Origin of the sequence: Halanaerobium polyolivorans, assembly GCF_020711195.1 — a bacterium.
GTDB lineage: Bacteria > Bacillota > Halanaerobiia > Halanaerobiales > Halanaerobiaceae > Halanaerobium > Halanaerobium polyolivorans.
Map to the genome: position 1 here is coordinate 81,003 of NZ_JAJFAT010000006.1, position 14,313 is coordinate 95,315.

General features: G+C 32.7%; 13 protein-coding genes. All 13 read left to right on the plus strand.

Annotated features, from left to right (window positions below; genetic code table 11):
- Nucleotides 1–14: 14 nt before the first annotated feature.
- The 13 genes from plsY to queG all read left to right on the plus strand — a co-directional run bounded on the left by plsY (nt 15) and on the right by queG (nt 14,313).
- The gene (plsY, locus tag LJ207_RS05645) at nt 15–626 is read left to right on the plus strand and encodes a glycerol-3-phosphate 1-O-acyltransferase PlsY (protein ID WP_229344951.1); all 612 of its coding nucleotides are present in this window, start codon (nt 15–17) and stop codon (nt 624–626) included.
- Nucleotides 626–1,660 carry an NAD(P)H-dependent glycerol-3-phosphate dehydrogenase gene (locus LJ207_RS05650; protein ID WP_229344954.1) on the plus strand — a complete coding sequence of 345 codons (1,035 nt, stop codon included), beginning with the start codon at nt 626–628 and terminating at the stop codon, nt 1,658–1,660. Before plsY ends, LJ207_RS05650 begins: the two co-directional genes overlap by 1 nt.
- 104 nt (nt 1,661–1,764) lie before the next feature.
- On the plus strand, nt 1,765–2,064 hold the full coding sequence (locus LJ207_RS05655) for an HU family DNA-binding protein (RefSeq protein WP_229344956.1): 300 nt from the start codon (nt 1,765–1,767) through the stop codon (nt 2,062–2,064).
- A gap of 177 nt (nt 2,065–2,241) precedes the next feature.
- On the plus strand, nt 2,242–3,054 hold the full coding sequence (locus LJ207_RS05660; RefSeq protein WP_229344959.1) for a mechanosensitive ion channel family protein: 813 nt from the start codon (nt 2,242–2,244) through the stop codon (nt 3,052–3,054).
- Complete coding sequence (locus LJ207_RS05665) at nt 3,051–4,424, plus strand: deoxyribodipyrimidine photo-lyase (protein WP_229344974.1); 1,374 nt, start codon at nt 3,051–3,053, stop codon at nt 4,422–4,424. Before LJ207_RS05660 ends, LJ207_RS05665 begins: the two co-directional genes overlap by 4 nt.
- A 91-nt stretch (nt 4,425–4,515) precedes the next feature.
- The gene (locus LJ207_RS05670) at nt 4,516–4,824 is read left to right on the plus strand and encodes a hypothetical protein (protein ID WP_229344976.1); all 309 of its coding nucleotides are present in this window, start codon (nt 4,516–4,518) and stop codon (nt 4,822–4,824) included.
- Between the two features lie 7 nt (nt 4,825–4,831).
- Complete coding sequence (locus tag LJ207_RS05675; protein WP_229345126.1) at nt 4,832–5,353, plus strand: CDP-alcohol phosphatidyltransferase family protein; 522 nt, start codon at nt 4,832–4,834, stop codon at nt 5,351–5,353.
- Between the two features lie 22 nt (nt 5,354–5,375).
- A complete protein-coding gene (locus LJ207_RS05680; protein ID WP_229344978.1) occupies nt 5,376–6,686 on the plus strand; it encodes an amidohydrolase in 1,311 nt (436 codons plus the stop codon).
- A gap of 23 nt (nt 6,687–6,709) precedes the next feature.
- Nucleotides 6,710–9,523, plus strand: a complete 2,814-nt coding sequence (locus tag LJ207_RS05685) for a UPF0182 family membrane protein (protein WP_229344982.1) — start codon at nt 6,710–6,712, stop codon at nt 9,521–9,523.
- 6 nt (nt 9,524–9,529) lie between these two features.
- Entirely contained in the window at nt 9,530–10,801 is a 1,272-nt protein-coding gene (yfmF, locus tag LJ207_RS05690) for an EF-P 5-aminopentanol modification-associated protein YfmF (RefSeq protein WP_229344984.1), read from the plus strand.
- 5 nt (nt 10,802–10,806) lie between these two features.
- Nucleotides 10,807–12,090: an EF-P 5-aminopentanol modification-associated protein YfmH gene (yfmH, locus tag LJ207_RS05695; protein WP_229344987.1), complete on the plus strand. Its 1,284-nt coding sequence runs from the start codon at nt 10,807–10,809 to the stop codon at nt 12,088–12,090.
- 5 nt (nt 12,091–12,095) lie between these two features.
- Complete coding sequence (locus tag LJ207_RS05700; protein WP_229344990.1) at nt 12,096–13,235, plus strand: MFS transporter; 1,140 nt, start codon at nt 12,096–12,098, stop codon at nt 13,233–13,235.
- Complete coding sequence (gene queG, locus LJ207_RS05705) at nt 13,228–14,313, plus strand: tRNA epoxyqueuosine(34) reductase QueG (protein WP_229345003.1); 1,086 nt, start codon at nt 13,228–13,230, stop codon at nt 14,311–14,313. The genes LJ207_RS05700 and queG overlap by 8 nt, the downstream gene beginning before the upstream one ends.

Sequence of the window (14,313 nt, forward strand, 5' to 3'; positions counted from 1 at the left end):
AAAGGAGGTCTATTATGAGGATTATAATCGCCATCTTAATCAGTTATTTGATTGGTTCTATACCAAGCGGATTACTTTTAACTAAATCAGTCTTAAAAAAAGATGTCCGTAATTATGGTAGTGGTAATATTGGGGCAACAAATGTTGCTAGAGTTATGGGCTTAAAAGCAGGGGTATTAGTTGCAGTTTTTGATATTTTAAAGGGTTTTTTAGGAGTTTTAGTTGGGCAGGCAATTATAGGTGATCCAGTTTCAGTTTATGTTTTACTTGTTGCAATGGCTGCAATTGCCGGTCATGATTGGTCAATATTTTTAGGTTTTACTGGTGGTAAAGGTGTAGCAACAACTTTTGGAGTTATTTTAAGACTTTATCCACTTGCTTTTCTTATCTATGCTTTGATCTGGCTATTTTTGGTTATCAAAACTAGATATGTTTCTTTGGGCTCAATAATCGGTTCACTCTCACTTCCTTTTGTAATTTATTTTAGTGGATTTAGTGGAGCTCATATTCTATTTGGAGCACTTTTATCATTGTTTGTAATCTTTACCCATCGAGCCAATATCAATAGATTAATGAATGGGGAAGAAAACAGGATGGATCCAGATAAACTGGGGCAAAGCGGCTGATGACCAAAACTAAAATTACAGTTATTGGTGGAGGTAGTTGGGGCACTTCTCTGGCAAATATTCTGGCCGAAAATGGCCACTTAACTACTATTTATGCAAGGGATAAAAGTGTAGTAGATTCAATTAATCAAAAAAATATTAATCACAAATATTTTCCAGAGACAAAACTTCATCCAGACCTCACTGCAGTTAATGATTTTGAGTTAGCTGCTGCAGAGGCTGAAGTGATAGTTATTTCTGTACCTACCCATGCAGCAGAAAAGCTAGCTCAGCAATTAAAAAAATATACTGCAGAAGACACCTTATTAGTTTCTACTGCTAAAGGGATAGATGAAGATAGTTTTAAGCTTAATTCAGAAATCTTTAAAGATGCTGGCTTTAAAAATGTAGTTGTTTTATCAGGTCCTACCCATGCGGAAGAAGTTATTAAAAAACTTCCTACTGCAATAGTTTCTGCTGCAAAAAACAAAGATAATGCAGAAAAAGTACAGGATCTTTTTATGTCTCCTTATTTTAGGGTCTATACTAATCCTGATCTTATTGGAGTCGAACTTGGAGGAGCTGTCAAAAATGTTATTGCTTTAGCAAGTGGGATCTGTGATGGCTTAGAATTTGGTGATAATACCAGAGCAGCCTTAATAACAAGAGCTTTAATGGAGATGGGTCGTTTTGTAGACTATCATGGTGGTAAAACCATGTCCTTAGCTGGTTTATCCGGTATGGGAGATTTAGTTGTGACCTGTACCAGTATGCACAGCCGTAACCGACGCTTTGGGATAGAGCTCGGTAAAGGTAAAAGCATTGAAGAAGCAAAAAAGAAGGTTAAACAGGTTGTAGAAGGAGTAAAAACAACCAGAGCTATTTATAGATGGCTTGAAAAAGAAGCTTTAGAACTTGAAATGCCTATTACATATCAGGTCTATAATGTTTTATTTAATGATAAAGATCCTTATCAGGCAGTAGATGAGCTGATGTTAAGATCAAAAAAACATGAGATGGAAGCAGTAGTAGATAAATCACTTTGGAATATTTAGTTTTTTGATAAATTTTTTCTTATATAATGCAGGATATCGCTGTTATAGCGAGAATAGTAAGTATATGTATAAAAAAGCTATTTTTTCAAAGGAGGTGAATTTCAGTGACTAAAAATGAACTTATTGACGCCGTTGCAGAAAATACAGGTGTCACTAAAAAAGATACTGGAGAAGTAATTAACAATATGATTGATACTATTATGAACCACCTCAGAGATGAAGCTAAAAAACCTGAAGATGATCGTGATAATGTTCAACTAATTGGCTTTGGTACTTTTGAAGTAAGAGATAGAAGTGCTAGAAAAGGCCGGAATCCTCAAACTAATGAGGAAATACAGATACCAGCTCGTAAGGTACCTGTGTTTAGAAGCGGTAAATCTTTTAAAGAAACCGTGGATATCTAATACTTATTATTAAATTGAGGAACCGGTAATCCCGGTTCTTCTTTATTTAAAGATTAATATTAATTATAAGCAGGATAGTAGAGATTTAACTAGAAATATGTATAAAGAGAATAATTATTAATTAGAACTGAGGTGTTGTATAACATCTCTAATTTTGATTAGGAGGGGGATATAAAGATGAATGATATTGCTGGTGGTTTAGAATCTGTAATTGCAAATTATGGGATGCAGTTACTTTTAGCGATTGTATTTTTACTCATAGGTTTATGGGTTATCAAGATTGCCCTAAAAGTTATGGAAAAAAATATTCAGGGCAAGTTTGATAGAACTTTAACCAGTTTCTTAGTTTCGATAACCAGGGCTATTTTATTAATTCTATTATTTCTTTCAATAGCTTCTACCCTGGGCTTTGAGGTCACTTCTTTTGTAGCGATACTTGGTGCTGCTGGTTTTGCAGTTGGTTTTGCTTTACAGGGAAGTTTAGCAAACTTTGCTGGTGGAGTGCTGCTCTTGATGTTTAGACCTTTTACTGCAGGTGATATGATAGAAGTTGCAGGATATAAAGGTAAGGTTCAGGAGATCGAGCTTCTTTATACTATTATTACATCACCAGATAATAAGAAAATATACATTCCAAATTCCAATATATCTACTAACAGTATCACTAACTTCAGTGCTTTAGATAAAAGAAGGGTTGATTTAAGCTTTGGAGTTGGTTATGATGATGATATTAATGAAGTAAAAGAGGTTATTAATCAAGTAGTAACAGAACATGAACTGATTTATAAAGAACCTAAACCAATAATAAGACTTGGAGAACATGCTGGAAGTTCATTAAACTTTGATGTAAAAGTCTGGGTTTCACCAACTGATTATTGGACAGTTTATTATGACCTTCACGAAGAACTTAAATATGCCTTTGATGAAGCTGGATTTAATATTCCTTATCCACAAATGGATATTCATTTTGACGAAGGAGTTAAGCTGTGAAGTTAAATGAAAGTAGAATAGAGAAAATCAATGAGGCTGATTTAAATAAAGCAAACTATGTAGCATACTGGATGCAGTCAGCTCAAAGGATGAGTTATAATCATGCTTTGAGCTATGCTGCTCAAAGGGCGAATCAACTAAATCAGCCTCTATTTGTTTTCTTTTTAATCGACAAAAATTATCCGGAAGCTGAGTATGGACACTATGAATTTATGTTTGCTGGTTTAAAGGAATTAAAAAAAGAGCTGGAACAGCATAATATTAACTTTTTCATTTTTAGTTATGAAGATGTTGATATTTTTAAAAAAATTACTGAAAAAGCAAGTTTGCTGATCACTGAAAAAGCATATTTAAAGAATTTAAGAAAATGGAAAACTAAAGCAGCAGATTTGATCAAAGTAGCTTTTTATACTGTAGAGACCAATCTTATCTGTCCGGTTGAAGAGGTTTCTGAAAAAGAAGAATATGCTGCTTATACAATTAGAAAAAAAATTAATAAAATCAAAGATCAGTATTTATATGATTACAATCAAGTTCTGCCTGAAAATACTTCTGGGCTAAAACTATCAGAAGAACTCAAAGAATATTTAATCAAAGACCTTGATCAATATCTAGCAGAAATGGATTTTGCCGAGAGGATTTCTTATAAAAAGTTTTTTAAAGGTGGTTATCAGGCTGCTGAGAAAAAACTAAATGATTTTTTAGCCAATAAGATTGCTAGTTATGGAGAAAAAAGGAATATACCACACTTAGATTATCAATCTGATCTCAGTCCTTATCTCCATTTTGGGCAGATCTCTGCTCAAGAAATAGCAGTAAAAACTCTTGAAAAAGCAGAAGCTACAGAGGATTTTTTAGAAGAGTTAATTGTCAGGAGAGAATTGAGTTTTAATTTTGTTTATTATAATCAGCAGTATGATGGGAGTCTTAAAGATATTTTGCCTGATTGGGCATTTGAAACTTTAAAAGAACATTCTTCTGATACAAGAGAATATAATTATAGTTATCAGCAATTAAAAAATGCTGATACACATGATAAATACTGGAATGCTGCTCAAAAAGAAATGAAAATAACAGCTAAAATGCATAATTATATGAGAATGTACTGGGGAAAGAAGATTCTGGAGTGGGTTTCTGAGCCAGAAAAAGCTTATCAATATGCTTTAAAGCTGAATAACAAGTATTCTCTTGATGGTAGAGACCCAAATAGCTATGCCGGTGTTGCCTGGTGTTTTGGCAAACATGACCGGGCCTGGCAGGAAAGGGATATTTTTGGTAAAGTCAGATATATGAATGCAAATGGTTTGGAAAGAAAATTTGATATGGAAAAATATCTAGCTAAAATAGAGCAGTTGGAAGCAGAGCTTTAATTCTAAGTAAAAAGCAGGATATCATTGATTATTGTTGAATATTTTATAATAATAAAGAGTTAATATTTTTAATGGAAGGGGAACTTTGCAGATGGGTATATTTGATTCTATTAAAAATTTTTTTAGTGGGGGGAAAAGCAGTCCCCTGATAGAAGTTTATTTAGAAGATGAGAAATGTGGTAAGCAAATGAAACTAATATTTAGAAAAAGTTATGATATTCAAAAGGTTTATGAAGAAGAGCGTCAGGCAGCTTATGAGATAAATAAAGTTGCAGTTTGTGATAACTGCTATAATAAAATTGATCTGCAGATTGAATTTGATAAAAACTATAATAAAATAACAGAGAATGTTGAAAAGGGTAAAATAATTAGTGAAGAAGAGTATGAGTCTAATAAATAGCTCTGGAGTGATCAACTTGCTTACAATTCCAAATCTTATCTCGATAATGAGAATAATATTAATCCCAATCTATTTATATTTATTTGTTCAGGGTAATTATTATTTAGCTGCAGGGCTTTTTTCCCTTTCTGCTGCGAGTGATTTTGTGGATGGTTATATTGCCAGAAAACTTAATATGCACTCAAAGCTCGGCAAACTATTAGACCCACTTGCAGATAAATTAACCATTATAAGTATTTTATTATTATTAATTAAATTAAATTTAATACCTCGGGTTGTTTCCTTTATTATTTTGGGGAGAGAGCTTTTTATTTTCTTATCTGGAATTATAACTTATTTTTTTGGTTTAAATTTTATAGATCCAACTTTATTAGGTAAAACATCTATATTTTTATTATATCTTGCTATTGCAGTTAGATTGACAGGGATTAATATTTTTGGAGATTGGCTTTTTTATCTTGTTATTCCGATTAATATTATTTCTGCAGTAGAATATTTTATCAAAGCTTATCGGGAAGTATTTGCTTAAATAAATAAAATATTTTTGAGGGGTGTTTGAATTGGGTATTTTAATAAAAAATATTTTGGAAATTTATCCAGCTGATAAAGCTGAAGTTTTAAAGGATCAATATCTGATTATTGAAGATAAGAAGATTAAAAAAATTGCCAGTATGGAATCCTGTCCTTCTGAAAAAGAATTTTCTGAGCAAATAGATGCTGAAGGGAAAATTCTGCTTCCCGGTCTGATTAATACCCATACCCATTCTGCGATGACTTTGATGAGAGGTTATGCAGATGATATGCCCCTACAGAAATGGCTGCAGAATAAGATCTGGCCCTTTGAGGCTAAATTAAGTGAAGATGATATTTATTGGGGAACAGCTTTAGGTGTACTGGAAATGTTAAAAAGTGGAACAACGGCTTTCGCTGATATGTACTTTGCCATGGATAGAGCAGCAGAAGTAGTTGCTAAGAGTGGAATTAGAGCTGTACTTGCTGAAGGTTTAATCGAAGCAAATGATGGAGAGGAAGGATTAGAGAATTCACTTAATTTTGCCCTAGAATATAATAATACTGCAGAGGGAAGAATTACAACAATGCTTGCTCCTCATGCACCTTATACCTGTTCTAGAGCTTATTTAGCAAAAATAACTGAATTGGCAGCAGATAATAATTTAGCAGTTCATATTCATTTGTCTGAAACTAAAGCAGAAGTAGAAGATTTTATAAATAAACATTCAGTTTCTCCAATTAAATTTCTGGATGAATTTAATTTTTTTGAAAATCATATTTTAGCTGCTCATGTAGTTCATCTTGAGCCAGGAGACCTGAAAATTCTTAAAAATGACAATGTTAATATTGCTCACAATCCGGTAAGTAATGCTAAACTTGGCAGTGGAATTGCTCCGATTATAGATTATCTAGCAGCTGATATTAATGTAAGTCTAGGTACTGATGGTGTTTCCAGCAATAATAATCTTGATTTGATAACTGAGGCTAGAATGGCAGCTTATTTACAAAAAGTAAATAATTATGATCCCAGTTTGATTGATACCCAGCAGCTTTTGAAAATGCTGACAATCAATGGGGCTCAAACACTTAATCTTAGTCAGACAGGTATGATAAAAGAAGGCAAAAAAGCTGATCTGATTTTAATTGATACCCAAAGTAATTCTTTTTCTTATCCCCATCACAATAATCTTTCTAATTTATTTTATGCAGCTGACAGTAGAGTTGTAGATACAGTAATTATTGACGGGAAAATCATTGTTGAGGCTGGAGAAATAAAGACTTTAGATCAAGAGAAAATTTATTATGAAGCAGAAAAGAGAGCAAAAAGAATTGCTGACAAACTTAAATAGCACTTTTCAGAAAGGAGAAAAGTATGCAAAAGTCAAATAAATTTTTTATTTCGATTATTATAGCAGCAGCTGCAGCTGTATTTATTTTTATAACAAATGGAGCTAATATTTATACTGATTGGCTCTGGTTTCAAGCACTCACATTTGAAAGAACTTTTTTGATTATGTTTTTTTCCAATTTTGTCCTCCGTTCTATTATTGCGGTGCTTTTTGCAGGGTTTATTTATATAAATCTCCATTTTACCAAAAAACCGATTATGAACTATGTCAGTATTAAAGAACAAAGCAATGTGGAATCTTTATTTGGAGAAGAAAGAAATCAACTTACTGATTGGATAAGTAGAAAAAGACTTAATATTATTTATATAGTGACAAGTGTTTTGTTTGGTTATATGTTTAGTGCAATATCCAGTGAAAGCTGGAAGATGGTGCTTAAGTTTTTCAACAGAACAGATTTTAATTCTTTTGATCCTATTTTTAATAATGATATAGGTTTTTATGTTTTCTCACTTCCTTTTTTGAAATTTCTTCGAGAAATGGGAATGGTCTTAGTAATTATCACCCTGATATTGGTGGGGATAATCTATATTATTTTTACCGGTTCTCGTTCATTTAATCAAATTTCAAGAAAATTAACGGCCAGGTCAAAAAAACATTTATCAATTTTAACCTTTGTTTTTTTACTCTTTAAGGCCTGGGATTACAGATTGAAAATGTATGAACTCTTATTTTCGGCCAGAGGAGTTGTTTTCGGAGCAGGTTATACAGATATTAATGCAACCCTTTTGGGGTATCGGATTCTCCTGGTTGTAGTTCTGCTTCTGGCAGCAGCTGTGTTATTTAGTCTCTTTAAAAAGAATTATAAATTAGTGCTTTGGGGAGTGGGGATCTGGATTTTAACTTCAGTTATCTTCACTGGTATTTACCCAACTGCAGTTCAGCAGTTCAGTGTTGAACCAAATGAGATTAGTCGGGAAAGACCCTATATTGAGAATAATATTAATCTGACCCTTGAGGCTTATGGACTGGATGAGATAACAACAGCTGATTTTGAATTATCTGAGGCAGAAATAAGTTATGAAGAATTAATGGAATATGATACTGTAATTGATAATATTAGGTTGTGGGACAGCAGACCGCTTTTAGATACTTACTCACAGCTGCAGGAATTAAGACAGTACTACAGATTTGTTGATATTGATGTAGATAGATATCATTTTGGAGATGAATACAGACAGGTTATGCTTGCAGCTCGTGAGTTGGATCAGAGTGCCCTGCCAGCCCAGGCACAAACCTGGCTCAATAAAACTTTAAAATATACGCATGGATTTGGACTTACAATGAGTCCTGTTTCAGAAATTAGAGATAGTGGACTGCCCGAATTTTATATTCAGGATATACCGCCCAGAACTAATGTTGAAATAGACATTGATAACACTGCCATCTATTATGGTGAAAAAACAGATAATTATGTTGTGGTTAATACTGATGAAACTGAATTTCATTATCCACGTGGAGATGAAAATGTTTTTATTCATTATGATGGTACAGGTGGAGTAGAGGTTAATAATATTTTAAGAAAGGGATTATTTGCTTTAAGATTTAATTCTATGCGGCTCTTTTTATCAGATGATATCCGCAATGACAGTCAGGTTATGTTTGACCGTAATATTCATCAGCGGGTAAGAAAGGCAGCACCCTTTTTAAAATATGATAGAGATCCCTATCTAGTTTTAGATCAAGGGAGATTGTTCTGGATATATGATGCCTATACTACCTCAGAACAATATCCATATTCTCAACCCTTTAATGGACAGGAAAATTATATTCGAAATTCAGTCAAGGTTGTTGTAGATGCCTATAATGGTACTATGGATTATTATATTGTTGATGAAGATGACCCGATAGTTATGACCTATGATAAAATCTTTAGTGATCTCTTTACACCTTTTGAGGAGATGCCTGATTCATTAAGGGCTCATCTGCGTTATCCCCAGGATATATTTGAGATCCAGTCAAATATTTATGCCACTTATCATATGAGAGATCCGGTTGTTTTCTATAATAGAGAAGATTTATGGGATATTCCTCGAGAACATTATGCAGGTACTAATATTGATATGGAACCTTATTATATTATGAACAACTTACCTGGAGAAGATTCAGCAGAGTTTATTTTAATGACTCCCTTTACTCCAGCTAACAGAAATAATATGGTTGCCTGGATGGCTGCAAGAATGGATGGAGAAAATTATGGAGAATTATTTGCCTATCAATTCCCTAAAGATCAGTTAGTCTATGGACCCAGTCAGATCGAATCAAGAATTGATCAGGAATCAGAGATTTCTCAGCTGCTTTCACTCTGGGATCAGAGAGGCTCAAATGTAATAAGGGGTAATTTGTTGGTAATTCCAATTAACAATAATATACTTTATGTTGAGCCAGTTTTTCTGCAGTCTGATTCAGATGCCTTACCAGAATTGAGAAGGGTAATAGTAGCTTATAAAGATCGAATTATAATGAGAGATAATTTAACAAATGCTTTAGAAGCTATCTTAGATGAGCGTGATGTAATTTCAGTACCAGAAGAAGATGTCGAGGAAATTGAGGAAGAAACCGGACAGCAAATATTAGAAGATGAAGATGTTGAGGAAGAAGTAGAAGTAGACCCAGATCTTTTAATACCTGATGCTGCATCTTCTCAATTAGCAGAAGAAGCAAATCAATTATATCAAGAAGCTCAGCAAGCTCTACGTGATGGTGATTTTGCCCGCTATGGAGAATTAATTGAAGAATTAGGTATTAAGTTAGAAGAGTTATTAGAGACGGGAGAGTAATAAGCAATGAATGAGTTGAAATTTAAAAATAAAGAAAAAAATTCAAATCTACATTATTTAAAAACAGATAAATTCAAAACTAATTTAATTCAAATAAATTATCTGCTGCCTCTTGAAACTATTAAAGAGGCAGCAATGAATGCTCTTTTCCCTGCAATTTTAAGGAGAGGAACAAATAATTATCCAAGCCAGAGAGAACTTAGAACAAAATTAGAAGATCTATTTGGTTCTAAATTAAGCTTTAATATTTTAAAAAGAGGCGAAAATCAGATCATTAGATTTTCTCTGGAAATGGTAAATGAGAAGTTTTTAGTTGAGCAAGCTAGTTTAAGCCAGGAAGCTTTAGAGCTGTTAAAAGCTATTTTGTTTAATCCCTTAAGTGAAAAGAATAAATTTAAAGCAAGATATTTTCTGCAGGAAAAAGAGAATTTGAAAAACAATATTGAAGCTTTGATTAATGATAAAGGAAGTTATGCTCTTGAACAGTGTATCAAAAAAATGTGTAAAAAAGAAAAATACGGTATCTATAAACTGGGAGATGTTGATTCATTAGCCGAAATTGACAACAGAGAGCTATTTGAGCATTATCAAAAGCTAATAACTACAGCTCCAAAATCTATTTTTCTGCTTGGTGATTTTAAAGAATCTTTTCTGGAAAAAATATATGCTGATAATTCTTTATTGGCAGGAGAAGATATTTATGATCAGAATACAGAGTTGATTTATGCAAAAAAAGATATCGATTATTATGAGGAAGAACTAGCTATTAATCAGGCTAAATTAACTATTGGCTGCAGAAGCGGAATTAATAGAGCAATGAGCGAATATTATGCTCTGCTTATCTTCAACAGTCTTTTGGGGGGCTCTACCCATTCTAAACTTTTTCAGGAAGTTAGAGAAAAAAGAAGTTTGGCCTATTATGTTAATTCTTCTATAGAATCAACAAAAGGGCTGCTTTTTATCAATAGTGGAATTAATGTCGAAAATAAAGAGCAGGTTATTGAGCTGGTAAAAGAACAGATCAAAGCTCTTGCAGCAGGAGATTTCAGCAGTGAGGAATTACTCCGCTCCAAAAAGAGTATTATTAATAGCTTAAGACAAAATCTAGATAGTAACAGCGGTTTAGCAGCTCACTACCTTTTATCTTTAATCAACCAAAAAGCGGAGTCTATAGCTGAAACTATTGCTTCTGTAAATAATGTTGATAGAGAAGAAATAATAAAAGTTGCCAGAAATATTGAAATAGACAGTGTTTACCTTTTGAAAAGTGAGGTTTGATAAATTTGCAAACTATATATAATCAAAGAATAGATGAAAAATTAATAAAGACCAGCTTGGAGAATGGTTTAAATATTTATATATTTCCCAAAAAAAATTATCTCAAACAATATGCAATGCTTTCGGTAGATTTTGGTTCTAATGATATTGAATTTATTGATGTGAAAAATGCCAAGCGAAGGAAGATGCCAGAGGGAATTGCTCATTTTTTAGAGCACCAATTATTTGAGGATAAAGAAGAAAGCATTTTTGATAAATTTGCTGACTTAGGTGCTTCCGCAAATGCTTTCACCAATTTTGATAGTACAAACTATCTCTTTTCCAGCAGTGGTAATTTTAATAAATCCTTAATTAATCTGCTGGATTTTGTGCAAAATCCTTATTTTAACGAAAAAAATGTGGAAAAAGAAAAAGGGATTATTATTCAGGAGATTAAAATGTATCAGGATAATCCTTATTGGCGTTCTTATTTTAACCTGCTTTCTGCTCTATATATCAATCATCCTGTTAAAAATGATATTGCTGGGACAGAAGCGAGTGTAAGTTCTATAACTCCTGAAGACCTCTATATTTGTTATTATAATTTTTATCAGCCCTCAAATATGGATTTAATTTTAATTGGTGATATAGATGAAGAGCAAGTTCTTAATTTAATCAAAGAAAATCAGGCTCAAAAGAGTTTTCCGGCTTTTAAAAATCCGACAACTATTATCCAAGAAGAACCAGCTAAAATTGCAAAAAAACTGGTTGAAGAAAAAATGAATATAGCTAGGCCCATGGTTCAGCTGGCTTTTAAGGATCCTAGTGATTATGAAGAACCACTTGAAACCATCAAAAAAGAATATATTATAAATATCTTACTTGATATATTATTTGGTCGCAGCAGCAAAAACTATCATGATTTATATGAAAAAGGATATATTGATGATAGTTTTTCCAGTACTTACAATAAAAAACCTGATTATGCCTATATCCATCTTTATGGAGAGAGTGATCAGCCTGATTTAATGAGAGAAAAAATTAAAGAAAAACTATTAAACATTGACAAAAGTGAGGTTAAAGATAATTTTGAAAGAATAAAAAGGAAATATCAGGGTAGCTATATAAGGCTCTTTAATAATTTCCGTCATCTTGCTTCAGAGTTTATTACTTACCGCAGGTTAGGGATAGATATTTTTGATATTGCAGAAATAATTGACAATATTAATTTAGAAGATCTCTTAAATTATTCAGCAAATATATTTAATCATGATTTAATGGTAGAATCGATTATTTTAACTAAGGACTGATCTGCTTGGTATTTAAGTTTTATAATTTTATCTTTTATATAACAATGGCTGCATTTGCCTATTTTAATATCTATTTTAGGGATGTAGGTTTAGATTCTTTTCAAATTGGGCTTGTAAATGCAGTTCCGAGAATATTTGCCCTTTTATTGTTACCTGTTTGGGGAATTATGACTGATTATTTTCAGGAAAATAAAAAGGTATTATTTATTACCTTAGTTGGAACCCTGATTACAGTTCTAATTTTCCCCCTGGCAGTTTCTTTTAAAGCCTTGTTAATTATCATGTTCTTACATACCTTATTTCAGAATCCGGTTGTTCCCCTTTCAGATTGTCTACTACTTGACTATTTAGGGGATCAAAGCAGTCTTTACGGACGTTTTAGGCTCTGGGGCTCTATAGGTTATATGCTGACAGTTTCAGTACTCGGTTATTTTTTAGAGCAAACTGCTTCTGTTAATCTATTTTATGTTTATGCTATTGTAATTGTGATTTCAATTTTTTTGTTGAAGTTTTTGCCGCAAAGCACTAGAGAAATAGAGGTTTTAAATCTAAGTGATTTTACAAAAATTTTCAAGAAGAAAAGACTTTTATATTTTTTGATTTTTGTTTTTGTGCTGCAGACTACCATGAATGCAAATTATACCTATTTTCCGCTCTATATTGTTGACCATGGGGGTGGGGAATTCCTGCTGGGGATTGCAATGACTATTTCTTCTGGCAGTGAAATACTTGCTTTTTTCTTTTCTGATAAAATAATAAAAAGCAATAGATTCAGCAAGATCATATTTTTAATCAGTCTGTCTTTTCTTTTTCGCTGGTTATTACTTGCCTTTTTCCCAATCAATGCTGTTATTTTAGCAGCCCAACTTTTTCACAGTATCACTTTCGGCCTCTTTTTTGCAGTTGGGGTTGATTATGTAAATAAAATTAGTGGTGAGAAATTTAGAGCAACCGGGCAAAATATTTATTCAGGTGTTTATATGGGCCTTAGTGCTATTTCCGGCAGTTTAATCGGTGGTAAAATTTATCAGCTTTTTGGCGGTGAAATAATGTATTTGTTTTGGGGGATTGTTGTTATCTTAACTGGTTTGGTTTACAGCCTATATTTGCTTAAAGTTGAAAGGAAAGTTTTAGCTAATGATTAAAAAAGCTCTAATTAAAAATATTGCTGAAGAACTTGAAATTGATATTTGTCGGATCACAGATGGAAGTGATCTAAAAAAATATCGAGAAATTTTAAAAGAGCGTAAGCGATCAGGGCTCTGGCCTCAGCCTTTTACAGAAAGTAATATTGATAGACTATCTAAGCCATCACTTCATTTTAAAGGCTTAAAATCAATTATTGTGATAGCAATTAATTATAATAATTCAGATAAAACAAATAAATATCTATCAACTTATCTTAGCCAAAAAGACTATCACATTTATTTAAGAGAAGTTATGGAGAAAATGGTGGCAAAGATAAAGGCTGAAATAAATCAAGATTTTAAAGCTAAAATTTTTGTTGATGCTGCTCCATTTTTAGAAAAAGCTCTGGCAGAAAGAGCAGGAGTAGGCTTTATAGCAAAAAATTCACTTCTGATTAATCCTGATTTTGGCTCTTATATATTTTTAGGCGAGATCTTTACAGATCTAGAAATAGAAAAAGATGAGGCACTGGATTTAGATTGTGGAGAATGCACCTTATGTCTAGAACATTGTGAAGGTGATGCTTTAACTGCTCCCTATCAGCTGGAGGCAGATAAGTGTATAGCTTATTTAACTCAAAAAAAGGGAATCATCCCACCAGCTGAACGCAAAAAAATGGGTGCCCATATCTGGGGCTGTGACAGCTGTCAGCTAATTTGCCCTTATAATAAAGCTAAGCCAATTAACACTAAAGAAGAGCTGCAGTATTTTGATAAAGATATCGAGTATTTTTTAAAACTCAGAAGGAAAGATCCTCCTGAGGAACTCAAAACTACGGCAATTTATTGGAGGGGCAGCAGAATTCTAATCCGGAATGCTTTAATTGCAGCCGCCAATTTAGAGAAAAAAGAGTATTTTGATTTAATTAAAGCAAAGCTTGCTGATAATTCTTCTCTCATCCGCTATTATGCTGCCTGGAGCTTGAGTGAAATAGATTATGATAAAGCTCTGGGGATTTTAAAAAAACATTTAGCAAAAGAAACAAACGAAAAAGTTAGAGCAGAGATAAAAAGAATTATATTAAAGCATGATTAA

Coding starts and splice junctions, on each gene's coding strand:
- plsY (WP_229344951.1), top strand. CDS start 15: ATGAGGATTATAATCGCCATCTTAATCAGTTATTTGATTGGTTCTATA.
- LJ207_RS05650 (WP_229344954.1), top strand. CDS start 626: ATGACCAAAACTAAAATTACAGTTATTGGTGGAGGTAGTTGGGGCACT.
- LJ207_RS05660 (WP_229344959.1), top strand. CDS start 2,242: ATGAATGATATTGCTGGTGGTTTAGAATCTGTAATTGCAAATTATGGG.
- LJ207_RS05670 (WP_229344976.1), top strand. CDS start 4,516: ATGGGTATATTTGATTCTATTAAAAATTTTTTTAGTGGGGGGAAAAGC.
- LJ207_RS05685 (WP_229344982.1), top strand. CDS start 6,710: ATGCAAAAGTCAAATAAATTTTTTATTTCGATTATTATAGCAGCAGCT.
- yfmF (WP_229344984.1), top strand. CDS start 9,530: ATGAATGAGTTGAAATTTAAAAATAAAGAAAAAAATTCAAATCTACAT.
- queG (WP_229345003.1), top strand. CDS start 13,228: ATGATTAAAAAAGCTCTAATTAAAAATATTGCTGAAGAACTTGAAATT.